Raw genomic sequence first — 25150 nt, 5'->3', positions numbered from 1 at the left:
GGGTGTTAATGTCTCAAGACATCCTGCGCATCGTTGCCACCGACTGTGGCTCCACCACCACCAAGGCCATCATGATCGAGCGGAACGCCGAAGGCCAATACCGGTTGGTTGCCCGGGGCGAAGCCCCAACCACGGTCGAAAAACCCTTTGAAGACGTCACGATCGGCGTCACCAACGCCATGACCGAACTCGAAGAGGTCAGCGAAGGCAAGGTTCCAGATGGTTTCACTGCCAAGCGGCGAAACCTCCTCAAAGACGGGCACGTCTGGCGCATGGTCAAAGACGGGAAAAGGGATCAAGAACGTGCCGGCGAATTCGACGGCAGCGACCTCTATGTCAGCACATCCAGCGCCGGGGGCGGGCTGCAAATGATGGTCGCCGGAGTTGTCAAATCGATGTCCGCCGAATCTGCCGAGCGGGCCGCCCTCGGGGCCGGAGCCATCCTGATGGACACTCTGGCCGTCGACGATGGCCGCAAAGACTTTCAAAAGGTTGAGCGGTTGCGCAAACTTCGCCCCGACATCATCCTCATGTCCGGCGGAACCGATGGCGGCACAAAAATCCACCTCATCGACATGGCCGAAGTCATCCGCCGGGCTGACCCCAAGCCGCGGTTCGGCGACATGAAGCTCCCCGTCATCTACGCCGGCAACAAGGATGTCCGGGAAGAAGTCAGCGAAGTTCTCGGCGACTCCATCGCCCTCAACGTGGTCGACAATTTGCGGCCGACCCTGGACAGCGAAAACCTCGACCCGGCCCGGGAAGAAATCCATGAGCTGTTCTTGGAGCACGTCATGCAACAAGCTCCTGGTTACAACAAGCTGTTGGAATGGGCGAGCTACGACGTAATGGCGACTCCCAACGCAGTCGGCAAACTGCTCAAGTCGTATGCCGATCAAGAAGGGATCAACATCCTCGGAGTCGATATCGGCGGGGCAACCACCGACGTCTTTTCCGTATTCGACGGCATCTATAACCGGACGGTCTCGGCCAACCTCGGCATGAGCTACTCGATCTGCAACGTGCTCAAGGAAACCGGCACCACCAACATCGCCCGCTGGTTGCCGTTCGAAATCGACCCGTACGAAGTTCGGAACCGCCTGCGCAACAAAATGATCCGCCCCACGACGATCCCGCAGGCCTATGAGGACCTGCTGATTGAACAGGCGGTCAGCCGCGAGGCCCTGCGCCTTGCATTCGACCACCACAAATCGCTCGCCCGGTCGCTCAAAGGCGTCCAACAACAGCGCGATGTCGGACAGATCTTTGAACAGCAAGAATCGGGCTCGACGCTCATCAAAATGATGAAGTTGGACATGATCATCGGCTCCGGAGGGGTGCTCAGCCACGCCCCGATGCGCGCCCAAAGCGCCCTGATGATGATGGACGCCTACCAACCCGAAGGCATCACCATGCTCACGGTGGACAGCATCTTCATGATGCCCCACCTCGGCGTGTTGAGCGAGCACTTTTTTGAAGCCGCCAAACAAGTGTTCGACTATGACTGCATCGTCAAATGCGGCCACTGCATCAGCCCGGTCGGCACCGGCAAAGAAGGTGAACCCATGGTCACTGTTACCGGCGACGGCATCAACGAATCCGTCCAAGTTGGGCAGATCAAAGTCATCCCACTCGGGCGGCACGAGTTCAAAAACGTGACCGTCACCCCGACCAAAAACTTCGATGTCGGGGCGGGCAAAGGCAACAGGGTTGAAGCGAAATTGGAAGGGGGTACGGTCGGCATCGTCATCGACGGCCGCGGCCGGCCACTCGTCCTCCCCACGGAAAACGCCACCCGAATCGCCAAACTCCGCGAATGGTTGGAAGCCATGGGATTGCCGTTGCCCAAGTAATTGGTTGCACGCACCTGAGATCTTTGCGGCGGTTCAGACAAACTGCTTTGCATCCGCCGCCATGTAAACATTTGGCGGCGCACCGCCTTTGAATCACCCACAGGCTTTGGATCTGATCCGGATGACCGTGGTGGAAGCGCAAATTCTTGGGTGAATCGTCCCACAATCCCGTGCCGGGTTTGCCAAGTTTACAGAAGAACTTAATGTCGTATATATTGATAATAAGTTCTCTTATATGTTTTTCCAATTGCCTACATGATATATAACAACTTAGGCACCAAGGGGAGCGGGAAAGGATTGTTGGAGACAGCCTTTTCGACCTTTTTCGATTGGTCTAACCGATCCCCCTTGGAACACAGACCTTTACCGGTTGCTAGAAGCTAAAGTTCCTCAATCTTTGCCAATAGGGCCTCTTGCCCGCCCAACGGCCTACCGTTCTGGATTCGACAACCCGAAAATATTTCCTGGTTGCCGATGGATCGGCACCTCTGGGAAGAGAGATGGATTTCAAGAACCTTACGCTGGTTGCCCTTGCGGCCACATGCGGCGCCGCCTGTGCCGACGAACCGGTGACCGCCAAATTGGATATGCCGGTTTACAGCAAGTACGTCTGGCGCGGCATCAACTTCATCGACGACCCCGTCTTCCAACCTTCAGCCAACCTGGCCTGGCACGGATGGAACCTCAACTTCTGGGGTGATTACGACATCAACGGCTCAAAGAGGTTTGACGAGTGGGATACGACGGTCAGTTATTCGGCTAGCGGCCCCCAAGGCTCTTGGAGCCTTGGCTACATCGACTATGCCTTTCCTCTCGGCCCCATTCGAACGGCCGAGTTTTACGGCAGCTTCACCTTCAGCGGGGACTTCAGCCCAACGATCCAGGTCAACATGGATGTCGACGAGGCCGACAAGGCGGTCTATGGCCGCTTTGGGGCCAGCCGCCAACTCGAGACGCCGGTTGGCGCGATCGGTTTGGGAGGCTGGGTCGGGTACGGCAACCGAACCCACAACAGCTATTACTATGGCAACGGTCGGAGCGGTTTTGCCGACTTCGGTTTGGAGGCCACCTTTACCCGCACCCTCTTCCGGGGGACGGACGGCTACCTCAAGGTCGGATACGCCGGCTTTCTGGACTCCAAAAACCTGCAGGGCGCGCCGAACCGCACCAATTTCACCTTCGGAATCGGGTTCACAGCGGGATTCTGACCCACTAGTTCTTGGCCCGCAATGCCCCCGGCAAAATCGCTGGGGGCATTTTTTGTGCTGAACGGGGCTACCAGCCCTCAAGCCTCTCGTATTCATGCCGAAGATGGGGATGTGCCGGGTTCTGCCCGGCCACTCCACCCCAAGGATCGGGGTGGGAAACGCAACGGACGGCGCGACAGAACAGGAAACTGCCGTGCAATTACTGGACAAGCTTTTCGGGCCGCAATCCCGCAACCTGAACCGGGCGATGGATCTGACCACGCAACGGGCGGGCCTCATCACGCGGAACTTGGCCAATGTGAACGTCCCCAATTACAAGCGCCAAGACATCGACTTCGGCATTGAGCCCGAAGGTGAAGACCAAAGCAGTATTTCCACCCTCCGGACGCGGCGCTCCCGCATGGATGGAGACAACGAGTCCCGACCCGTGCGGTTGGATGGCAACAGCGTGAACTTGGAGGACGAAGTCATGTCGATGGCCGAGATGGAAGTCCGCTATCAATTGATGACCGAAATCACAAGCCGCTACTTCTCCGGATTAAAAAGCGTGATCCGGGAGGGTAGATGATGACACTGGGCTCAGCATTGCGGTCCAGCTCTTCCGGCCTCCACGCCGAGCGGATGCGACTTGATGTCGTTTCGGCAAACATCGCCAACGCCAACAGCGTCAGCACCCCGGGCAAAGAAGCCTACCGCCGCAAAATCGTCGTCCTCGAACCGACTGACGAGGGGCCGAGGATCGAAAGAATCGTCGATGACCCTTCGGACCTCCGTGCCGTCACCGAGCCAGATAACCCGCTCGCCGACGCCGAAGGAAAGGTCTATTACTCCAACGTCAACCCCGTGCTCGAGATGGTGAACATGATGTCCGCCACCCGGGCATACGAAGCAAACGTCGCCGCTTTCAACTCCACCAAGGGGATGATGATGGCGGCCCTGAACATTGGGAAGGTTTAAGGCTGAGCCATGCGCATCGATGCCTCGATCAATCCCGCCAAAACCCTTGCGAAGCCACCGCAAGCCGAAACAGGCGAAAAGTCTGAAAACTTCGGCCAAATGTTGATGGACGCCATCAAGGAAGTCAACTCAGCCCAGTCCGACGCGACCAAGCTGCAAAACGACCTTATGGCGAATCGACCGGTGGAAACACACGACCTATTGATCGCAATGGAACGGGCCAGCACGGCCTTGCAACTCATGATGCAAGTCCGGAACAAAACGCTGGAAGCCTATCAAGAGATCAGCCGCATGCAAGTCTAGCGGCTAGGAAATGAACACCGGTCAGCGGGACACACATGGGTGCCTTACTCGACCGAATCAGACAATGGTGGGACACCGCCGACCGAACGCAGAAAATGGTCACGGTGTTCGGCGGGGCGTTTCTTGCGCTTTTGCTTGGACTCACAATCTTCTTTGCCGGAAAGCCGAAGATGCAGCCCGTCATACCCGGGCTCAGCGATGCGGAGCGAGGCGGCATTTACGATGAGCTCACCAAGGGCGGGTTCCAAGTGGAAATCACTCCCCAGGGAGAAGTCGTCGTCCCCAACCAAGATGTCCCCAGGGCCAAGATGTACTTGGCCACAAAGAACAAGCTCCCGAAAACAAGCACGGGTGGCATGGACCTCATCAACTCCATCGGAATCGGCGATAGCCAGAAGAAGGAGAATGAAAAAATCATCGCTGCCAAAACCGCCGAGCTTGCCCAGTCCATCATGACCATGCCCGGGGTGGCCAACGCCCAGGTTCACCTTGCCGCTGGAAAAGATTCGCCCTTTGGCGACCAAACCATCCCGCCGACGGCCGCTGTGCGCATCACCGAATCCAACGACGGGGCGCTCACCCAAGACAACGGCAAAGCGATCGCCCGGTTGGTCCAAAACGCCATTACCGGGATGACCCCCAAGAGCGTCACCGTTGTTACAGATTCCGGCCGCATGATCTACGACGGCGAAGAAGCCAATTCTTCCGGAACTTTGGCCAGCAAGAAGATGGAGGCCGAATCGGCCGAAGCCAAAAGGAGGGCCGCCGAACTCCAGCGAGAACTCGACATGGTTTTTGGCAAGGGCAACACCATCGTCCAAGTCGATGTCCAGCTCAACATGGACACGACTACCATCAAAAAGGATGAAACGGTGCGCACCGGAGATCCGACGGTAGAAGAGTCGGCTACGGAGACGATGGTCTCCAGCACTTCGGAACCGCTCAATGGCGTCGGTGCAGAAAGCAACATCCCGGGCCAGAACAACGCGAAAGTCAACTCGGACAAGAATTCCAACTACCAAAGCGACCAAAAAACCAAGCACTACCCCACGACCAACACCCAGACGGAAATTGAAAAGGCGGCGGGGGAGATCATTGGCATGAACGTGAGCGTGTTTGCCAACAGCGGAGTCATCAAGGATCTAAAACCGCTGCAGAGCCGGGTCGCCAACTATGTCGCGCCTTGGAAGGGCAACCCCAAATTCACGGAATCTGTCACCGCGGCTGAATTCAGCAATGAGGCGGCAAAGTCCCAAAAGGCCGCGAGCGACGCCGCCGCCAGCGCTGCCCAAATGCAACAGGTCATCTCGCTCCTCCCCATTGGAGCGCTCATTGCCGTTGCCGCAATCCTCATCAAATCCCTGACCGGCACCATCAAAAGGTCGCAGAACCAAACCCTGGTGCTTTCCAACGGCGACAAACTCACCATCCCCGTCAACAGCGACCCCAAACTGTTGGCCCTCATCGACCAGGCAACCCGGCCCGCCCCAGAAGCCCTCCCCGACTATCAGGAACTCGAAGAGATCATCGAAGAGTCCGTCGACGAGAACGGCGATGTCGTGGTGACGACCCGCAAACGCAAGAAAGGGATGTACGAAGACGAAGGCGAAGAGGACCCCGATATCGAATCCATCAAACGCAAAGTCGACGTGCCGCTCGAACAGATCCGCAAGATGTCGCGCAACAACCCAGAAGCCGTTGCCATGCTCCTGAAAAGCTGGATGATGGAGGAGGCGAAGTAGATGCGCAAGAAAGCCATCGAACTCACCCCCAGGCGCAAGGCGGCAATCATCTTGGCCGTCATGGGGCCGGAATTTGCCGGGGAAATCCTCAAACACTTCAACGAAGACCAAGTCGAAGCCATCTCGATGGAGATCGCCCGGTTGGAAAAGGTCTCGCCAGAGCTCAAAGCCCGCATCATCTCTGAATTCCATGAGATGGCCCAAGCCCAAGAATTCATTGCCGAAGGCGGGGTGGACAGTGCTAAAAAGGCCCTCATCGCCGCATTTGGTGAGGACAAAGCCGGTGAACTGACCAAAAAAATCGTTTCGGCCATGCAGGTCGTCCCGTTCGAATTCCTCAAACGAGCCGACCCCCAACAGCTCCTCAGCTTCATCCAAGAGGAGCATCCTCAAACAATCGCCTTGATCTTGGCCTACATGAACACAACCCAGGCGGCGACCATCATCAGCAAACTGCCGGCCGATTTGCGAGGCGAAGTAGCCGAACGCATCGCCGCCATGGACCAAACCCCGCCGGAAGTCATCCGGTCCGTCGAATCCATCTTGGAAAAAAAGGTCTCCAACGTCATCAACACCGAAATGACTAAAGCTGGGGGGCCCAAATCGCTGGTGGATCTGCTGAGCCGCGTCGACCGGCAGACGGAGCGCCTGATCTTGGATGCCCTCACCGAGAACAACCCCGAACTCGCCGATGAAGTCAAGAACATGATGTTTGTCTTTGAGGACATCGTCCAACTTGACGACCGCGCCGTCCAATCCATCCTCAAGGAAGTCGATTCCAAGGATCTCGGCACCGCCCTCAAAGGCGTCAAGCAAGAAGTCCAAGAAAAGATCTACCGTAACATGTCCGAACGGGCCGTGAACATGCTCAAAGAAGACATGGAATTCATGGGGCCGGTCAAGATGCGGACGGTCGAGGAAGCCCAACAAAAGATCGTGGCCGTCATCCGCCGTCTGGAAGAATCCGGGGAAATCGAAATTGGACGGGACGAGGAGGAGATCCTTGTCTAGGGCCGTTATCGGGCGGAACATCCTGCGGCAAGCCGTCCCCCACGGGACGTTCTTGGATCAGCTGCAGACCACTCATGCCGTGGCCGCCCAAGACCCCACGGCCAAGCTCACCAAATCCCAAATCGACCAAAAATTTGCCGAGGCGCACGACCAAGGCGTCCGGCTCGGTTATGCCGCCGGATTTGCCCAAGGCGAAGCCAAGGGAATCGAAGCCGGGCTTGAAATCGGCGAGATGAGAATCCGGGAAGAACACGAGGCGGGCCATGCGGAGGCGATTGCTGCATTCGCCCAAGATTTGTCTCGGTTGCTCTCGGAAACCCAAAGGAACATCGAGCAGTGGTACCAGGAGACCGAGGAGCAACTCGCCGTCCTCGCGGTCGAAATCGCCCGGCGGGCCGTCAGCCAGGAACTGTCCCTCAACCCTGACGTGGTCGTCGCAATCAGCAAACAGGTTCTTCAAGAAGTCACGACCGGGAACCATGTCCGGCTCCGGGTCAACCCGGTTCAATCCGCAACCTTAGAAGCCCGTCGCGAGGAGATCATCCGCTCGGTCTCGCATATCCGCGACATCGAAGTGGTTAGCGACCCAAAGATCGAAAACGGCATTGTTGTTGAATCCGACAGCGGCGTCGTCGATGCCAGGGTGGAGACTTATCTCCACCGCATGGCCGATCACATCTCCGAAGAGGCGGCATAAGCGATGCAGGCTCCCCAATTCAAGAGCGCAATGCGCGCGATCGACTCCGTGCACCGGTTCGAGGTGATGGGGCGCGTCACCCAAGTCGTTGGGCTCGTCATCGAATCCGCCGGGCCGTCGGCCCGGATTGGAGACCTATGCATCATCGAAGCCGAACCCGGCCAGCCCGGAATCCGTTGCGAAGTCGTTGGATTCCGCGGTGAAAAGGTCTTGATGATGCCCCTGGGCGAAATCAGCGGGGTCAAATCCGGGTGCCTCGTCAAAGGCACGGGGCATTGCCTGCGCGTCCCCGTTGGCGAAGGGCTCTTCGGCCGGACAATGGATGCGCTCGGCCGCCCGATCGACGGCAAAGGGCCGCTGGCCGTCCACAACCACTACCCCGTTATTGCGCAACCGCCCAACGCGATGGAGCGGCAGATGATCCAGCATCCTTTTGAAACCGGGGTCCGGGCCATCGATTCCATCTTGACGATGGGCGTTGGGCAACGGGTCGGAATCTTTGCCGGATCCGGCGTCGGGAAATCAACTCTGCTCGGGATGATCGCTCGGAATGGGCAATCCGATGTCAACGTCATCGCCTTGGTCGGCGAGCGCGGACGCGAAGTCCGCGAATTCATCGAAAACGACCTCGGCCCCGAAGGGTTGGCTCGGAGCATCATCATTTGCGCCACCAGCGACGAGCCGGCCCTTATGCGCATCAAGGCGGCCCTGAGCGCCACCGCAATCGCCGAGTACTTCCGCGATCAAGGCCTGAACGTGATGCTGATGATGGACTCCGTGACCCGGTTTGCCATGGCCCAGCGCGAAATCGGGCTGGCGATCGGCGAGCCGCCGAGCACAAAGGGGTACACGCCCAGCGTTTTCGCCCTTTTGCCAAAATTGATGGAACGCGCGGGTTGCGGACCAAAAGGGGCCATCACCGCGATTTACACGATCTTGGTTGATGGGGACGACACCAACGAACCCATCGCCGACGCAGCCAGATCCATCCTGGACGGCCACGTCGTTTTGGACCGCAAGCTCACCTCCAAGGGCCACTACCCCCCGATTTCTATCCTGCAAAGCCTCAGCCGGGTCATGCCGATGGTCACCGACGAAGGTCATGTCCGCAACGCCGCCCGGTTGAGGGAACTCATCGCCGCCTATGCCGACATTGAAGACCTGGTGTCCGTCGGCGCTTACAAACCAGGATCCAAACCCATTGCCGACGAGGCGTTGGATAAATGGGACCGCATCAACGCCATGCTCCGGCAGGGGAAATCGGAAAGCACCCCGATGGCCGACGTGCAACTCGTCTTGAACCAACTCGTCAACTGATATGTTCAAATTCCGACTTCAAACCGTTCTTGAACTCCGCCAAAAGGAACTTGAAGAAACCGAACTGGCTCTCCAACTTGCCCGAGGAAAGAGGTTGGACGCGGAAAGCGACCGCCAAGGGATTGACCGGCTCATGGCGCAGTTGAGAGGCTCCAACCCATCCACATTCCAAGGGCGGCTAGACGCCTGCGCCTACAACGACCGGCTGGAAGACGAAGCAAGGGCGTTGGACAGCCTAACCAGTGTCCTCAGAGCCGAAGAGGAACAGGCTGAGGCAAAGTGGATCGAGGCCCGAAAAGAAGTCAAAGCTCTTGAAAACCTGAGGGAAAAGGCTCTAGCCGAGCACAATGCGGAGGTCAACCGCAAGGAACAAGCCGCTCTGGACGAATGGGCAACCATGCGGAGGGTGGCATGAACCTGAGGGTGCGGGGGTTTGAGGGCACGCAAGCCCGGATCGCCGAAATCAAATCCCGACTCGCACAACTCGAACAAAGGACGACTCCCACGCCTGCCCCGGTCGCCCAACCCTCCATGGGCGGGCAGATCGACAAGCGATCGGGTGCGCCGAGCCGCCTTGGAGCCGGGTTCACCCTCCCCATGGATGGCAACGCCCCGCTTAACCCGATGATGCTGGGCCAGATCGCCCCACCGCAGGGGCCAGAAGGAGGCGACCTCCGGACCTTGGCCACCCAAATCGCCGAGAAGTACGGGATCGACCCCGCTTTGTTCCAGTCTCTCGTCGAACAAGAGAGTTCGTTCAACCCCCGCGCCGTTTCTTCGGCAGGGGCCATGGGGCTCACACAACTGATGCCCAAAACGGCTCAGGCCATGGGTGTCGCCGACCCCTATGACCCCGTGCAAAGCCTGAACGGCGGTGCCAAATACCTTTCCCAGATGCTCAAAGAATTCGGCGGTGACCGCAGCCTTGCCTTGGCCGCATACAATGCCGGACCCGGGGCCGTCAAGCGGTTTGGGGGGATCCCCCCGTTTTCTGAAACCCAAGACTATGTCCGCAAAATCTTGGGGCGGATTGGAGGTAACTGATGTCCGAAGAAGCCAAAACCAAACCTAAGGGAAAGAAGGGGCTGGTGATCGCCCTTGCCGTTGCCCTCCCGCTTCTTATTGCTGGCGGAGTGGTGGGGGCCGCCTACGCCGGCGTTGTCAAAATCCCCGGGCTCAAACTCCCTGGTATGAAGGCGGCATCAACAGCCGCTGCCAACTACACGGACAAGGAAGACAAAAAGCCCGAGGCTAAGCCGGTTGAACCCCAGGCGACCATCGAACCTGAACCAAAGGCTGAGCTCGCGCCCACCCCCAAACCGGAAACCGATCCTGACCTCGGGGCAAAAAAGCTTGCCGGTATCTGGAACAACCTCAACGCCCCAGATATCGTGCGGATCGCGGCGACATATGAGGACGCCAACTTTGCCCGGGTTTTGAGCAAGATGGATTCCGAAAAGGTGGCGAAAGTGTTGGCAGAAATCAAAGACTCCAAAAAAGCGGCTGCCATCAGTCGGCTGATCGAAAGCCAAGCCAGTGCCATCCCGCCCGAACAGCCATACTGACCCTGTGGAGTTTGGAAAGCCCCCGGCAGACTTCCCCGTAGAGGCCGGCCTTGTGCAGCGGCTTGTTGCATCGCAGTTCCCCCAATATTCTGGGCTGGCTTTGCAAGAAGTCGAATCGGGTTGGGACAATTCCATGTTCCGGCTTGGCAAGGACCTTGCCGTTCGCTTGCCTCGCAGGGAGGATTCGCTGGCTTGCACCCAAGCTGAAATCGAGTGGCTCCCTTTGTTGGCAAAGCAGCTCCCGCTCCCAACGCCGGCCCCCCTCCATTTCGGGCAACCAGACCGCGACTTCCCCCATCCGTGGACGATTGTGCCTTGGCTCCCTGGAAAGCCGGCCGATTTGTTCCCTCCCGCTGCTTCGGAGCCGGCTGCCCTGGCCCGGTTCTTTGAGGCCTTGCATAAACCAGCGCCCGCGAATGCGCCCGTTAACCCCTACCGGGGGGTGCCGCTCCCGGATATGGATCGACGCCGCCAATCATCGGGAGATCCCATCGAACCGCACCTCACCCGGCACCAGATTGAGCAGTGGAATCTGTCCCTGGAAGAGGATTGCCCCGGATCAGCTTTGTGGATCCATGGCGACCTCCACCCGATGAATGCCTTGACAGAAGGAGGCCGATTTGCGGCAATCCTCGATTGGGGCGACCTCACATCTGGCGACCCGGCTTGCGACCTCGCCCGGTTCTATATGTTTTTCCAAGATCCCGATGCCATTTGGGCGGCCACCCGCGACCCTGGGGTCGTCCGCCGGGCTCAGGGATGGGCGCTCCACTTTGGCGTGACCCACCTACGGCATGGGGAACACGGCCAGCCCCGCCATGGCGAGATCGGGAAGCAAACCCTGGAAACCCTGGAGCGGGCAAGCCTCATGCGCTAAATTACGGGCCGGTACAATTCCTAACCCAAATCCGGCTGTAGCTCAGTGGATAGAGCACTGGTCTTCGGAACCAGGTGTCGGGGGTTCGAATCCCTCCAGCCGGGCCAAACCTACTTTTTCAGTGTCCACGCCCGCAAGGCATCCGGGTGGTCGGTGTTCAGCCAATCGACCCCCACCTTATCCATCAGCCCCCAGAAATCGGCCCGATCCGGCACACCCCAAAACCGGCTCTTCCGCCCTTCGCTGCGAACGGAATCGGCAAACCCCTTGGCTTTGTTGAAGTTCTCTGGTGGAAGCTCAACGTTTTTGTTGTAGCCAACCCAAGACCACGCTTCGCTGACTAGGGGCATGCGGCGGACGGATATCCCTTTTCCCAGATCATCGCGTCGTCCGTCCAGGGCCAACCACCCCGTCGGGTCTTTCAAAATCAAGTCGACAGGCCGGTCTCCGCTCACCACGACCCGGACGGCGCGGATGGCAGAATCGGTCGAAAATGTCTCCGGGTGGGCGGACACCTGCCGCACCAGCAGCGGATACACCCTTTCCCCTTCTTCTTTGATGTCGACCAGGAGGGTGACTTCCGGCCAGTCTTTGGCAAGCTTTCCATCGACCTTCATTAAATCCGCCAACGGCTTTAGATATATGTCGCCCAAGGTGCCGCCTTTTGCGGCGTCGGCCCTTTCGTGCCCCACCCGGAGTTCGCCATCAATCAGGAACACATCGGCCTCAATTGAGCACATCCCTGCTTCTAATGCCCCCCAAAGGGGCTTGGATTGGGCGTAATCGTTGTGCGAATGGCCCCTGACAACCGGCGAGGGCAAGGTCGCCATCAGGCCCAAAATCAAGAGTCCAACCATGCTGCCACCAACCGCCAGAGCCTACCGCGCGTCCAGGTATCGTAACCAAATCCTCATGAAAACTTTGACCGCCGCCACGATTTTTGCCTGCGCTGCTGCCGTATGGGCCAACCAAGGGGTGCCGGCGCAAGACCCCAAAATCTTGCTGCCGGGAGACAAAGCCCCGGCGATCAAAGTGGCCAAGTATTACCAAGGCCAAGAAATCAAAGCTTTTGAAAAGGGCAAGGTTTACGTCGTCGAGTTCTGGGCCACCTGGTGCGGTCCCTGTATCGAATCGATCCCCCATCTCAACGACCTTAGCCTCAAGCTCAAAGGCAAAGCCGAATTTGTTGGGGTCAACATCTGGGATGAAGAGGATGGCCAAGATGCCCGGATCAGCGGGTTTGTGAAGAAAATGGCGGCCAAGATGAGCTACCGAGTCGCCGTGGACACACCGCAAATGGATATGACTTCCAAATGGATGGAAGCCAGCTACAGCGACGGAATCCCTACCGCGTTCATCATCAACCAAGAGGGTCTCGTCGCATGGATCGGCCACCCGATGGAGATTGAAACACCACTCATGCAAGTGGTTGAGAAGAAGTTCGACATAACTGCCGCCCGCACGGCCAGGGAGGCCGAAGTCAAGAAGCAAATCGAGCAAAACGAACTGCTCGACCAGATCACGGGAGCCGAAGAACTTTACAAGCAAGGCAAAAAGGACGAAGCAATCAAAATCCTGGATGCCCTTGCAGAGAATGAAACCGTCGGAGGCAACGCCAAGATGGCCAAACTCGGCCTCTACGCCGGGGACAACATCCCGGCCGCTAAGGAAATGATCAAATCCATGGCGAAGGGCGAGTTTGGGGACATCGCCAATTTGGCGTTTTTTAGCTACGAGCAAGCGATCGATAAGGCCGGCAACCGGGAGCTCGCCGTATTCACATCCGACCAGATCCTGGAAAACCTCAAACACGACGACGCCTTGGTGCTGTTTTCCGTCGCCCCCGCCTACAGTGTTACTGGGGAGCACAAAAAGGCCCTCGAAATCCTTAACCGTGCACTCAAGGCCTTTGACTCTTCACCCTATGCCCAAGACGAGCAGATGAAGAGCCTCCGCAAGGAAATTGAAAACGCGGCTGCCAAGGAAAAGGCAGCGATCGGGGGCTGAACGCCCTTGGGGAAAAGTTTGCGGCACGACCGCGCCTGGCATAGGTAATTTCCGCACATGTCGCGGTTTCTTGCCTGTTTGTTTTGCGTGTTCGCCTCTGTTGGTGCCTTTGCCCAAGAATCCGAAGTTTTGCTACCCGGGGACAAAGCCCCGACATTCGAGTTCGGGAGCGTCATCCTTGGCCATCCAGCCCCCACCTTGCAACGGGGTACAAACTACCTTCTCTACTTTTGGTCTCAAGCCAATTTCGATTCGCTTGAATACGATGCGGACACGATTAGGCAGATCTCGGCCGATAACCCCGGGCTCAGTGTCATCGTCGCCAACATCGATTCGGCAGAAACCCGGTACCGCGAATACGACGCCATGGCCCGCGGACTATTCCGGGGTCAATCCCGGATTGCATTGGTTCAGGACACTGGTTCCCAAGTCTTGGGCCGACTCTGGTACAAGGCCAGCCTGGCCGACTCGAATATCTCATTTTTTGTAAATAAACATGGCTATATCGGAGCCATTGGGGAACCAGAATTCGCCGAAGCCGCCTTCCAACTATTCCAAGATGACAACCTCGATATGGCCCGGTCGCGGAAGGTGCGGACGGACGAAATCAAAGCCCGATATGCCGCCAACGCCCCCTTGCGGCAAGCCAACTCGGTCATCAAAAGCAACATCGGCAAACCGGAGGCCGCCTTCCAACTCGTCCTCAACCAAATCGAAACTCAAGAGGTGGAGCCAGAACAGTTCGGAACTCTGTGGAACATGCTCTTGGCGATCGCGAAATGGTCGGTACTAGACTCTGGCGACCCCAAGCGGGGCATCGCCTTTGCCCAACAGGTCCAAGGCAAGCTCGACCCAGAACTTTATGCCGGGCTCTCTGACTGGCTGGCCTTCGAAGCGTTTTGCCAAATGTTCATCAGCCCCGACCAAGCCATGGCGACTTTGACCAAAGCGGGGGAAGAAGAGGCCGAAACCGCCTACCTCAGCTTGTTCTTGGTGCTCATCGACATGGATGGGGACGTCCCCATGCGGAAGCTGACGAAATCTGAAAAGGAGTCGTTTGCTAAAACGTTCAAAGCGATTTTCGATAAGAGCGGATCTGACCTGATCCAAATCGACTGCCTGCACCGCACCATCCAAATGGGGCAATGGGATGAAGCAAAACAAATGGCGGCCAAGCTCCAAGAAAGCGACCTCCTCACATCCACCGAGCGCGACGCGGCCATCCAAGCAATCGACGCCGCTCGGTCGTTTGACAAGCCGTTTACAACCGTGCTCAACGGCAACACAAAGCCTTACCCAACCGGGGCAGAGGCCATTGCCGGGCTCATTGCCGACGGTGGCGGGGCGATGGTTTCCGATGTTTTTGAGTTTGCCGCAGCAGAAAGCCTCAGCGGGGTTTATGGCACCGAAGACTTCGAAGCCATCCTCGAGACCGTCGGTGACCTCTACAACATTAGCCCGGGCGAGACCCCATTCCTCGTCTTGGCCGATTCATCGAAACTGTCCGACGAAGACATGCGGACGTTTTTCGGCTATTTCACCGAGTCATTAGATCTGCTCCCCACAACGGCAGTGAGGATCATCCGGCAATACGACGGCAAACAATCAAAAGCCCCATTTGCCAAAGACCTCGCCGACATGCTGGCCAAATCCGAAGACTACCGGTCGATCTATCTGGACGAAACCTCGGAATTCCTCGAAGAATCCCTTGCCATGGCCGAATTGTTGATCCGATCCGGCGACAAACCAGCGGCCGAAAGGATGCTCAACAAATGTCGCCAACAACTCTTTGAATATTCACCCGGGCTTTCCACCACGCCAGACGACTATTTCTACCCCTCGTATCTTTACTACCTTTCCCTCGTGGCCCGGGCCGGGCGACCTTAGAGCACGATCGCGGCGGGTAAACAGGGGCCGAAAATGAAGATCGGCCTCTTCACCGCCCTGTTCGGAGATAAACCGCTCACCGAAGTCCTCGACATCGTCCAATCGCTTGGCATCGGTGCCGTGGAAATTGGGGCTGGTGCCTATCCGGGCTCTCCCCACCTTGATGTCGAGAAGCTGTTGCAAAGCAAGGAGGCCCGCGATCAGTTGCATGCCGAATTGGCACGGCGGGGGCTGGTTCTCAGTGCCATTTCCGTGCATGGCAATCCCCTCCACCCGGTTAAGTCCATCGCCGTAGACCACCACAACGCATTCCGCCGGGGGGTGGAACTGGCCCATGCGCTTGGCATCGAAAGGGTTAACGGATTCAGCGGCTGCCCGGGCGACAATCCGGATGCGAAAAACCCAAACTGGGTCACTTGCGCTTGGCCCGATGAATTCCGAGACATCCTCGCCTACCAATGGTCTGTCGCGTTGCCCTACTGGCAAGAACAAGCGGATTTCCTCGAATCCAAAAACGTCAATTTCGGCATTGAGATGCACCCAGGATTCCTGGCCTACAACAACGAATCCTTGCTGACGCTGCGCAACGGGGCCGGCAAAAACGGTCACCGGATCGGGGCCAACTTCGACCCATCTCACCTGTGGTGGCAAGGCATCGACCCGTTGGCCGCCGTTCGGCAACTTGGTCGCGAAGGTGCCCTGTTCCATGTTCACGCCAAAGACACGAGGATCGACCCGGAAACGGCCCGGATCAACGGCAACCTGGACACCAAGTCCTATGGCGACATCGCCGGCCGGTCATGGGTGTTCCGCTCGGTCGGCTACGGCCACCCGGTGGAATGGTGGAAGGACTTTGTCTCCGTCCTGCGCACCGTTGGCTACGACTTCGTCTTGAGCATCGAACACGAAGACGGTCTGATGACATCGACGGAAGGCCTTTCCAAGGCGGTAGAGGTTCTCAAGCAAGCCGTCATCGCCGAAGAGGCCGGCCCGATGTTCTGGGCCCGCGACTGAGGGCGCGCCGGGGGCCGGTTCAGGATTTCCTCGGCCGCCCCCCATCCGGCCCGCATGAGACTGGAAAACACCAGGGACATCGTCTGAATTCGCCGCAACCCCGGCCCTTGCCAACCGTCTAACCCCGTATAGCCATGACCCTGGCGCTCGTACCCCTCCTCCTCGGCCAAGCTCCCACGTTCGAGCAACTCGAACAGATGAAGCAGGATGCCATCAACAAGCTCACCGGGTTCAAAGGAACCTATGTGATGGTCAGCATCCCCCAAGAAGGGGCGGGCATGCGCCAAGAAGTCACCTTGACCATCTCCCCCGATGGCCGCCGGACAAAGCTCTATACCGAAGGCCTTGATGTTGCCGAGAGTGCCTACAACAAAAAAAGGAAATGGACGGCCTATCTACTGGACAAGGCTTATGAAATGGATGAACCGGAGGGTGGGATTGAGTTGCCACCGAACGCCCCAAAACTCACCCCAGCCGCGGGCGAGATGTCTCTGACACTGGACGACTTGGGACCCCGGTTCGCCACCAACCCGAGCCCAACCGTTACCGCGGCCACCGAAGACACGGTGGACGGCAAAAAGCTCACCCGTTACGACGCCAAGACAATCAGCCCGACCCAAAAATCCCAGGTTCAAATCACCCAATGGTTTGAACCCAAGACATTCGTGTTGCGACAATTCGAAATCACCAAAACCACCGAAGGGCGGGTCAGCCGCATCAAAGGATATTTGATCAAAGACTCGATCAACACCAAGGTTGATCCCAGCGAATACGACCTCCCCGCCGCCTATTCCGGGTTCAAGAAGATCAAGCCCCGCTAGGTGGCCCAAGCCCCCCGGTTTGAATTCAAACCCATAGGTATAATCCGCGCTTGGCCCTCGGGCCGGAGGCTTTTCGTTTGAACTCCCGAAACAGTTGGTTTCTCATCCTTGTAGTCGCCCTGACCGGGCTCTCGATTTGGGGCTACACCCTCAAACCGCTCAAGAAGGGCCTCGATGTCGCCGGTGGGATCCGCCTGACCATGCAAATGGACAAGGCCACCTTGACCGCCGAGCAGGCCAAAAACCTTTCCCGCGTGCAAAAAACCGTCCAGGGGAACTTGGAGCGGCGGGTGGGGCAAGGCCTTGGCGTCAACGAAGGAACGGTCACGACCAAGGGTGAAGACCAATTTGTAATTGAACTGCCCGGTGCAACCGACCTGGAGCAAGCCAAGGAACTCCTGAGCAACACTGCCAAAGTCCAGGTGTTCCACGCCCGCAGTGTCGGGACGCAAAAACGCCCGAACAAAACCTACCAGGTCGCTTCCGAGCAGGAAATCGACAAGAGCGGGGCCCCCTATGCCACGTTCACCCGGAGCACATCGCCCGACAAGATCATCGAACCCGGCACACCGGAGTACGACCAAATGATCAAGAGTTGGGATTTGATCCTGGAAGGCGACGATGTCGTCGATGCGTTTGGCGAAGTCCTCGGCAACGGCAAATCTCGGCCGATGTTCAAATTCAGCGACGCCGGCTCAAAGAAGCTAGCGGCTTGGTCCCGCCGGTACCTTAATGAAGGCGAAAATCTCGCGTTCGTCATGAACGGTCGCGTGCTGCAGATCTCCCCGAAGAAGGACGGCGCGGTGCTTTCGGACAATGCCTACATCGACGGCGAGTTCGACGCCGGATACATCCGCCAACTGACGGATCTCGTGAAATCCGGCTCGCTGCCCGTTGACCTCAAGGTTTTGGCCAGCGAAAAAATCTCCCCCACCATTGGTGATGAAGCCTTCAACCAGATGGTGCGCGCCGGGGTTATCAGCTTCGTCATCATCATCATCTATTTGATTGGCTATTACGCCTTCCCTGGGCTCGTCGCCGCCGTCGCCATGACGCTTTATTGCTTGTTCACCATCACGGTGATGAAGTACATCGGGGCGACGTTTAGCTTGGCTTCTTTGGCCGCTTTCATCCTGTCGGTTGGGATGGCCGTGGACGCCAACATCCTTGTTTTTGAGCGGGTCAAAGAAGAACTCCGGGCGGGCCGCAAGCTGCTGACCGCGGTCGAACTCGGCTTTAAACGGGCCTTGTCGGCAATCCTCGACTCCAATGCCTGCACAGTCATCACCTCGACGGTGTTGTTCATCCTCGGCACCTCTGCTGTGAAGGGATTTGCAACTGCCCTCGTCATCGGGGTTTTGGTCAGCTTTTTCACCGCCGTCGCCGTTACCCGGTCGCTCCTTGTCGGCCTCACATCGCTGGGAATCGGAACCGACCCCAAATGGTATGCGCTGAACCGCAACCTGTTTGGAGAGAAGCTGGAAGCCGGCGCATCGGACAAGGTGATCCAAGTCATCGGCAAGGCCAAGCGGTGGTTCACCTTGTCTGCCGTGCTCATCGTCCCCGGTATCATCGCCTTGGCCGTCTTCGGCATCAAACCCAACGTCGAATTCCAGGGCGGATTTGAAGCCAGCTTCGTCGTCGATAACTCGGTGACAACCCAACAAGTGAACGCCAATTTGGCCGCCGCTGGGTTCAAGGGCACCAACGTCAAATTGGCGACGCTCGAGGGTGGCAAGCACCAGGTCTACATCACTGTCCCCACTGGTCAAGGTTTGCAGAGCGCCACAGCCCAAGCCGATATCGCCAAAGCCGCAGGGCTGACGGTCGACAAAGACTCCGGAATCAGTGAAATCGGCCCCAGCATCAGCAAAGAAACAACTACCAACGCCATCAATGGCGTGTTGATCTCGTCGGCCCTGATCGTGCTTTACATGGCACTCCGGTTCGGATTCGCCCTTGGCGGCATGAAGAACGGGGTCAAGTTCGGGGCGAGTGCCGTCATGGCCCTGCTCCACGACGTGCTCTTCATCGTTGGCATGGCCGCCATCATCGGAAAGCTTTTGGGTTGGGAGGTCAGTTCGATGTTCATCACCGCCATGCTGACGGTCATCGGCTTTTCAGTCCATGATACGATCATCATTTTCGACCGGATCCGAGAGAATCTGCGGCGATCCAAAGGCGCGGAAACCTTCGAGCACTTGTGCGACAAATCCGTGACCCAAACGGTTGCCCGGTCGATCAACACCTCGGCCGCGGCGATGCTGCCCCTGGCTTTGCTCCTGATCTTCGGCACCCCCACTCCTGACCTCAAGTTCATGGTTCTCGTCATGTTCCTTGGAATCCTCGTCGGGACATACAGCTCCATCTTCAACGCCTCTCCCATCCTCTGGCTTTGGGATCGGGCCGTTGTCAAACGAAAGGGCGAAGCCGAAGGGCTGGTTTACGAAGCGCAGCACGAGACCAAACTCCGAGCCGCCCAGGTTGTTGCAACCCAAACCTCGGCAACCCAAGAGGACACCAGCGCATACGGGACGATCCGCCGCAAGAAATCCGTCCGCGAACAGGCCAGCCACTCCATCGAAGACGAAGAGTAGGATGACCTGCCTCGTCGTCATCCCAAGCCGCATGGGGTCTTCCCGGTTCCCGGGAAAACCCCTCTGCGACCTCTTGGGCAAGCCGATGGTCCAATGGGTTTATGAAGCCGCCGTTGCATCCGGGGTTTCCAACAACGTCGTCATTGCCACTCCGGACCAAGAAATCGTACACGCTGCTGGCCAATTTGGGGCACCTGCCATCCTAACCTCGCCCGACCACCCCAGCGGGACTGACCGGATCGCCGAAGTCGCCCGGTCGATGCCCCACGATTTCTACCTCAATGTCCAAGGAGATGAGCCGCTCATCGATCCCGGCGACCTCGCCGCCTGCGCCCGACCGCTCTTCGATGACCCCGCCGTCCAGATGTCTTCGCTAATGGCGGACTGCCCAGACCATGAGGTTGAAAACCCGGCCGTTGTCAAGGTGGTCACCGACCTTGCGGGCGACGCCCTCTATTTCTCACGCCATTCCATCCCGTATCCCCGGAACGAAAGGACAACCCCCGTCAAAAAGCACATTGGCCTCTATGCCTACCGGCACAGCTTGGTCGAATCTTTTGCAAGCTGGCCGCAAACCCCTTTGGAAATCGCCGAGTCGCTCGAACAACTCCGCTTTTTGGAACATGGCGTGCGGGTCCGGATGGCCGAGGGCAAAGGGTCGGCTTTGGCTGTGGACACGCCGGAGCAAGCAGAAGCCGTCCGGCGTCTGCTTGCCGAGCGGCGTTAGTCCGATATCCCCGGAATCCCCCGGGTGACGTGGATTTGGGCCGTCTCCAGCATTTTGACAGCGGCCGCCCGGAATTCCTCTTCACTGACTTGGTCAAGCGCATCGGCCCAGCGCGCAAGGGGGACGGAAGGGAGATCCATGCCATTCAACAAACCGCGCCAGCGGGTGTCGTCGTCGCGGTCGCCAAACAATGTGGAGTCCGAATCCAGATAAACCGAAGCAAACGCATTGGGCCGGAGCAGGATTTGCCTTGCCATGACCTTGGCCCGGGCAAGTTCGGGAAGCGCAAACCCTTTGACCGATTCCTTGAGGCCGTTGACCATCGTGCCGGCATGGATCAATTCGTTCGGCTCGGCCCGGCGGATCATCACCAAACGCGGGACGAACCCCTGGCGGGTCGGCCACAAAAATCCTTCGACCCGATAGGCCAGGGCATCCCGTTCTCGGAGTTGTTCCCAAACGGCCGACCCCTTGCCGATACCAAGCGCAACCGAAGCCAGGAATTCGGCGGCGGCACCCTTTTCGCCTACGCGGATCGGGGCTCCGGTGAGTTCGTAGCTGGTTGCGCCGGTCGCCTGACGGTCTGGGGGCTTGACTTCCTCAGAATAGCGGCTGATTTTGCGGTAATCCGGCAGCGGCCACCCCGCTGCCGCCTTGGCGAGCACATCGCGGGCTTGGCCGACTTCCACCGGACCGGAGACCACGACCCGCACGCCATTGAGATCCAGGTTCCGGGCATGGCAATTCGCAAGGGCTTCGCCATCCACCTTCTGCGAAAAATCCCCGGGCGGCCAAACAAGGTCACGCCAAAGATCGGCCGGGGCCTTGGCCAGCATCTCCTGCATTTCTTCCCAACGGTTGGCGCGCCAATTGGGTTCCGCGATGAGACTAGCAGCAAGCGCCAACGAGTCGCGCCATTTTGCCGGGGGAGAAACAATTTCAACCCGGATGAACCCGGGAGCGGCGCAAACCCGCGGACGGATGCCTGCCATGCTGCCAAAAAACTCGACATCGCTGGTTGAATAAGTTTTGGAGTTTTGGCCGATGGAAGCGGCCATGACCCGCCAAGCCGCATCTTCCTTCGCATAGGCTCCGTCCCGCCACAGATAGGCATGGATCGCCACGTGGTCCATTTGAGGATCCGGTAACTCGAGAACGCTGAATTTGACCTGAGTCTGAACCAGCGCCGCCCCGATCAACGCGGCGATCATTGCGTCCCCCCAATATGCAGCGCCCCGCCTTGCCAATCTTGCAGGGCACTCCAGATTTCTTGATCCGTTAAGCCGACAGCCGTCGAGCGTAACGATTCGATTTTGAAGGCAGGGGCTTGCCGGACTTGTTTGGCCCGCAAAGCTCCGTAAGCCGGACCCTCGGTAAGAAGGCCGCTGACGAACCTTACCGCTTGCAATCGGACGAAGGGCGCGAGCCGGGGGACATCCCCGACCCCATATTTGCCAAGGCTTTCGAATGACCGGGTGTCTTCCGAGAAAAGCAACAGGGCTCCCCGGTTGAAACTTGGTTCATACACGGTCGAAAACCCTGGTTCTAGCCCCTGCATGGCCAGGGCAACGCCAATGCGAGCCAGGGTCATCGGGCGATCTAGGCCAGCGGCAACAACGGCCCGCGCGGCCCCCTTGGCCTTGACTGTCTCTTTCATCCCGATGGATTCCAAGACATTCCTAGTTTGATACCGGGACTTGCCCGGGCTTGCCGCGCCAAGGATTTCTTGCAACCTCAACGATACGGGCCCCGGTTCGACCTCTCCCCGGACAAAAACGCTCAATCCACCGGCGGCGCGATAGGCTTCTGCTGCGCCTTTGAGGTCTGCTGGCGTCAACTGGGCCAGGGCCCCGATGTTGCCATGGATGCTTTCTACCGGCGGGTCAAAGAGTTTGAGCCAAGCCGCATCCAAAAACCGACTGAACCGGTCGCGGAAAACGCCTTCTTGGTCGATAATCTTGACTTCGTTCGCCAATTCCGCCTCCGGCACGTCCAACGGTTCCAACAGGTCGGCAAGGCTTTGCACCGCGGCAACTGCCTGACTGGATGGACCCATGATCACGAATGCCGTCCCGTCCCGCTCGGTAAAGGCGGTCAGGCTCAGCCCGACAGATTCCAGCCGGCGATCCAACTGCCGGTCACCGCCCTTGGCGATCAGGTGTTCCAACAAGTGCCGCGTCCCGGAGGTGCCGCCATCTTGCGGAAGGTTGGACTCATCCACATAGAGGGCCGCCATTACTTGGCCCGAATCGGACATGCGCTCAATCCGGTACTTGGCGCCATTGGGCAACTCCTTTTGGACGATGTCGCCTTCCTGGCTCAAAGCGATCAGGCCGCACAGTGTTGCCAACATCAGCGTAAGTAGCTCGCCCCGTTGATGTCGATCACGTTCCCACTCATGTAGGCAGCTTCATCTTTGACCAAGAACGAGACCGCCGCCGCGCAATCTTCCGGAGTGGCCATCCTCCCCAATGGAATGGACGCCAAAATCTCGGGTAACCGTTCACCCATTCCGTCCCGGGCCATCGCCGTATCCACCCAACCCGGGGCAATGGCAAAGTGCCGGATGTTGTGCGGAGCCTGTTCCACCGCCAAAGCTTTGGTCAGGTTGAGCAGTGCCGCCTTGCTGGCCGAATAGAAGGCGGCACCCGGTTCGCCCCGGTGCCCAACCCGGCTGCAAACGTTGACAACCGTGCCCCCATTGTTTTGAATGAAGTGCTGGGTGGCTTCCCGGATGATCCAGGCGGCACTTTCAAAGTTCACAGTCATGCAGCGGTTGAACGCCGCTTCAAACGAGGCGTCGGGGCTCCCGGCAAAATCCATGGTCAGGTAGACACCGGCATTGTTGACGACCGCATGGAGGGGCCCATCTTTCAAAACCCGGCTAACAAGTTTCTTTGCCAACCGGACATCGCCCAAGTTGGCTTCATAAACTCCGGCCGCCCGCTCGCCCAACAGTTTGATGACCTGTTCGGCGGCATCGGCACGCTCATGGAAGTGGACGGCGACATCCCAGCCATCGGTCGCCAGGCGCAAGGCGATGGCCCGGCCGATCCCGCGGCTGGAACCCGTCACAAGGACCCGCTTTTTAGACATAAACCAAACTCTGACACATCACGGCCCGTTTAGACTCTAAACTAGGCTCTGGATCCCATGAAAACCCCGGTCGCGCTCCCGATTGTCTTGGTCCCCTCCTTCTCTATCCTGGCCCTGGCTTTGGTTTTCGCTCCAAGGTCGCCACATTCTCAGCCGAAGCCGGAGGCGCCCAAAGCCAAGCCCGGCTCGATGAAAGCCGTGACTTATGCCGAAGATGTGGCAGAAATCCTGAACACAAGCTGCGTCCGGTGCCACCGCGAAGGCCAAAACGCGCCTTTCAGCCTGGAAGGCTATGCCAACGCCAAGCGCTATAGCGACATGGTGGCTTTGGCTACAGGCAAGAGAATCATGCCGCCGTGGAAAGCCCAACCCGGCGACGTGGAATTCCATGATGACGCCCACTTGAGCGACGATCAAATCGCCACCCTCGCCGCATGGGCCGAAGCAGGCGCCCCGAGAGGCGATGCCGCCAAGGAACCGAAACCGCCAAAGTTCACCGACGGCTGGGTGAACGGCAAGCCCGATATGGTCATCCAAATGCCTTATGCCCTCAACCTCGAGGCCGAGGGCCATGACGAATATTGGAACTTCGTCGTCAAACCCGAAATCACCGAACCGACCTGGATCAGCGGGATCGATGTCGAACCTGGCAACAAAAACATCGTCCACCATGTGCTGGTTTACTTGGACAAGAAGGGCCAGGGCCGCAAATTGGCCAAGGGGCCCGAAGGGGATGGGAAGCTGGGCTACCTCAGTTCTGGCGGCGGGATCGGCTTTCTCCCGGACGGGTCATTGGGGGGATGGGCCCCCGGTGCCCACGGTCGGTTGCTCCCCGCTAACGCCGGGTTCTTGCTTGAACCAGGCACCGATTTGATCCTCCAAGTCCACTACAACAAGTCAGGCAAGGCGGAAAGCGACCAATCAAAGGTCGCCCTCTACTTCAACAAACAAAAGCCGGAACACGAAGTGAAACTCGCCTTCTTGGCCAATCCGTTCATTCGCATCGAGGCCGGCAAATCGAGCCAGAAGTTCACATACACATTTCCGTTGCCGGAAAAGATCCGAGGACGGCAGTTAGTGGATGTGATGTTGCCGCGCGGCGCAGCCAACGGCAATCCGGTCGATTACCGCATCTATAACTTGATGCCGCACATGCACCTGCTCGGAAAAACCATGAAAGCGACGGCCGAACTCCCTGATGGCACAAAGAAAGTGCTGATTGACGTGCGGGACTGGGATTTTAATTGGCAGTTGGTCTACACGCCAATCAAGCCCATCGACCTCCCGGGTGGCACCAGGCTCATCCTCGAATCCGAGTATGACAATTCGACAAACAACCGATTCCAACCCAACGACCCGCCCAAAACCGTCACTTGGGGTGAGCAGACCACAGACGAAATGATGCTCCTCGTCACCGCGTATTCCGTGATCCCCAAAAATTGAAGGATCCCCGACATCCGCACCAAGAACG

General features: G+C 58.3%; 24 protein-coding genes and 1 tRNA gene. 21 read left to right on the top strand and 4 right to left on the bottom strand.

Going from position 1 to position 25150, the window contains the following annotated elements; all coding sequences use genetic code 11:
* Window positions 1-8: 8 nt before the first annotated feature.
* The 14 genes from JNM28_05130 (at window position 9) to JNM28_05065 (ending at window position 11637) form a co-directional block, all read left to right on the top strand.
* A complete protein-coding gene (locus JNM28_05130) occupies window positions 9-1853 on the top strand; it encodes a glutamate mutase L (protein ID MBL8067810.1) in 1845 nt (614 codons plus the stop codon).
* A 500-nt stretch (window positions 1854-2353) separates the two neighbouring features.
* Complete coding sequence (locus JNM28_05125; GenBank protein ID MBL8067809.1) at window positions 2354-3061, top strand: hypothetical protein; 708 nt, start codon at window positions 2354-2356, stop codon at window positions 3059-3061.
* A gap of 151 nt (window positions 3062-3212) precedes the next feature.
* Window positions 3213-3629, top strand: a complete 417-nt coding sequence (gene flgB / locus JNM28_05120; protein MBL8067808.1) for a flagellar basal body rod protein FlgB — start codon at window positions 3213-3215, stop codon at window positions 3627-3629.
* A complete protein-coding gene (gene flgC, locus JNM28_05115; GenBank protein ID MBL8067807.1) occupies window positions 3629-4018 on the top strand; it encodes a flagellar basal body rod protein FlgC in 390 nt (129 codons plus the stop codon). Before flgB ends, flgC begins: the two co-directional genes overlap by 1 nt.
* Before the next feature lie 9 nt (window positions 4019-4027).
* Window positions 4028-4321, top strand: a complete 294-nt coding sequence (gene fliE, locus JNM28_05110; protein ID MBL8067806.1) for a flagellar hook-basal body complex protein FliE — start codon at window positions 4028-4030, stop codon at window positions 4319-4321.
* A 35-nt stretch (window positions 4322-4356) separates the two neighbouring features.
* Window positions 4357-6063 (top strand): hypothetical protein, encoded by a 1707-nt coding sequence (locus tag JNM28_05105; GenBank protein MBL8067805.1) that lies wholly within the window; start codon window positions 4357-4359, stop codon window positions 6061-6063.
* On the top strand, window positions 6064-7074 hold the full coding sequence (gene fliG, locus JNM28_05100; GenBank protein ID MBL8067804.1) for a flagellar motor switch protein FliG: 1011 nt from the start codon (window positions 6064-6066) through the stop codon (window positions 7072-7074). It begins immediately after the preceding gene.
* Window positions 7067-7771 carry a hypothetical protein gene (locus JNM28_05095; GenBank protein MBL8067803.1) on the top strand — a complete coding sequence of 235 codons (705 nt, stop codon included), beginning with the start codon at window positions 7067-7069 and terminating at the stop codon, window positions 7769-7771. Before fliG ends, JNM28_05095 begins: the two co-directional genes overlap by 8 nt.
* 3 nt (window positions 7772-7774) lie before the next feature.
* Window positions 7775-9088, top strand: a complete 1314-nt coding sequence (locus tag JNM28_05090; GenBank protein MBL8067802.1) for a FliI/YscN family ATPase — start codon at window positions 7775-7777, stop codon at window positions 9086-9088.
* Between the two features lies 1 nt (window position 9089).
* Window positions 9090-9503, top strand: a complete 414-nt coding sequence (gene fliJ, locus JNM28_05085; protein ID MBL8067801.1) for a flagellar export protein FliJ — start codon at window positions 9090-9092, stop codon at window positions 9501-9503.
* Between the two features lie 116 nt (window positions 9504-9619).
* Window positions 9620-10132 carry a lytic transglycosylase domain-containing protein gene (locus JNM28_05080; GenBank protein MBL8067800.1) on the top strand — a complete coding sequence of 171 codons (513 nt, stop codon included), beginning with the start codon at window positions 9620-9622 and terminating at the stop codon, window positions 10130-10132.
* Window positions 10132-10653, top strand: a complete 522-nt coding sequence (locus JNM28_05075) for a hypothetical protein (protein ID MBL8067799.1) — start codon at window positions 10132-10134, stop codon at window positions 10651-10653. Before JNM28_05080 ends, JNM28_05075 begins: the two co-directional genes overlap by 1 nt.
* Before the next feature lie 4 nt (window positions 10654-10657).
* A complete protein-coding gene (locus JNM28_05070; protein ID MBL8067798.1) occupies window positions 10658-11530 on the top strand; it encodes an aminoglycoside phosphotransferase family protein in 873 nt (290 codons plus the stop codon).
* Between the two features lie 31 nt (window positions 11531-11561).
* A tRNA-Arg gene (locus JNM28_05065) sits at window positions 11562-11637 on the top strand.
* A 3-nt stretch (window positions 11638-11640) separates the two neighbouring features.
* Here JNM28_05065 and JNM28_05060 read toward each other — a convergent pair.
* Window positions 11641-12387: a hypothetical protein gene (locus JNM28_05060; GenBank protein ID MBL8067797.1), complete on the bottom strand. Its 747-nt coding sequence runs from the start codon at window positions 12385-12387 to the stop codon at window positions 11641-11643.
* A gap of 55 nt (window positions 12388-12442) precedes the next feature.
* On the opposite strand from JNM28_05060, the gene JNM28_05055 reads away from it, so the two are divergent.
* The 6 genes from JNM28_05055 (at window position 12443) to kdsB (ending at window position 20583) form a co-directional block, all read left to right on the top strand.
* On the top strand, window positions 12443-13537 hold the full coding sequence (locus JNM28_05055; GenBank protein MBL8067796.1) for a TlpA family protein disulfide reductase: 1095 nt from the start codon (window positions 12443-12445) through the stop codon (window positions 13535-13537).
* 57 nt (window positions 13538-13594) lie between these two features.
* Window positions 13595-15424 carry a hypothetical protein gene (locus JNM28_05050; protein MBL8067795.1) on the top strand — a complete coding sequence of 610 codons (1830 nt, stop codon included), beginning with the start codon at window positions 13595-13597 and terminating at the stop codon, window positions 15422-15424.
* Window positions 15425-15457: 33 nt separating this feature from the next.
* Complete coding sequence (locus JNM28_05045; GenBank protein MBL8067794.1) at window positions 15458-16438, top strand: sugar phosphate isomerase/epimerase; 981 nt, start codon at window positions 15458-15460, stop codon at window positions 16436-16438.
* Window positions 16439-16572: 134 nt separating this feature from the next.
* On the top strand, window positions 16573-17259 hold the full coding sequence (locus JNM28_05040; GenBank protein MBL8067793.1) for a hypothetical protein: 687 nt from the start codon (window positions 16573-16575) through the stop codon (window positions 17257-17259).
* A gap of 50 nt (window positions 17260-17309) precedes the next feature.
* On the top strand, window positions 17310-19856 hold the full coding sequence (gene secD / locus JNM28_05035; GenBank protein MBL8067792.1) for a protein translocase subunit SecD: 2547 nt from the start codon (window positions 17310-17312) through the stop codon (window positions 19854-19856).
* A 1-nt stretch (window position 19857) separates the two neighbouring features.
* Window positions 19858-20583 (top strand): 3-deoxy-manno-octulosonate cytidylyltransferase, encoded by a 726-nt coding sequence (gene kdsB / locus JNM28_05030; protein ID MBL8067791.1) that lies wholly within the window; start codon window positions 19858-19860, stop codon window positions 20581-20583.
* On the opposite strand, the gene JNM28_05025 is transcribed toward kdsB, so the two are convergent.
* Genes JNM28_05025 through JNM28_05015 form a run of 3 tightly spaced genes read right to left on the bottom strand, consistent with a single transcriptional unit; the run spans window position 20580 to window position 23679 of the window.
* Window positions 20580-21794 carry an insulinase family protein gene (locus tag JNM28_05025; GenBank protein ID MBL8067790.1) on the bottom strand — a complete coding sequence of 405 codons (1215 nt, stop codon included), beginning with the start codon at window positions 21792-21794 and terminating at the stop codon, window positions 20580-20582. The genes kdsB and JNM28_05025 overlap by 4 nt on opposite strands.
* Entirely contained in the window at window positions 21791-22936 is a 1146-nt protein-coding gene (locus JNM28_05020; protein MBL8067789.1) for an insulinase family protein, read from the bottom strand. The genes JNM28_05025 and JNM28_05020 overlap by 4 nt, the downstream gene beginning before the upstream one ends.
* Entirely contained in the window at window positions 22936-23679 is a 744-nt protein-coding gene (locus JNM28_05015) for an SDR family oxidoreductase (protein MBL8067788.1), read from the bottom strand. Before JNM28_05015 ends, JNM28_05020 begins: the two co-directional genes overlap by 1 nt.
* 57 nt (window positions 23680-23736) lie before the next feature.
* Between JNM28_05015 and JNM28_05010 the strand changes: the two genes are divergently transcribed.
* Window positions 23737-25122, top strand: a complete 1386-nt coding sequence (locus JNM28_05010; protein ID MBL8067787.1) for an ascorbate-dependent monooxygenase — start codon at window positions 23737-23739, stop codon at window positions 25120-25122.
* Window positions 25123-25150: the final 28 nt, after the last annotated feature.

The sequence above is a fragment of the Armatimonadota bacterium genome (assembly GCA_016789105.1).
Classification (GTDB): Bacteria; Armatimonadota; Fimbriimonadia; order Fimbriimonadales; family Fimbriimonadaceae; genus UphvI-Ar2.
The sequence above is the reverse complement of the archived record's forward strand: the minus strand, read 5'-3'. Positions and strand labels throughout refer to the sequence as shown.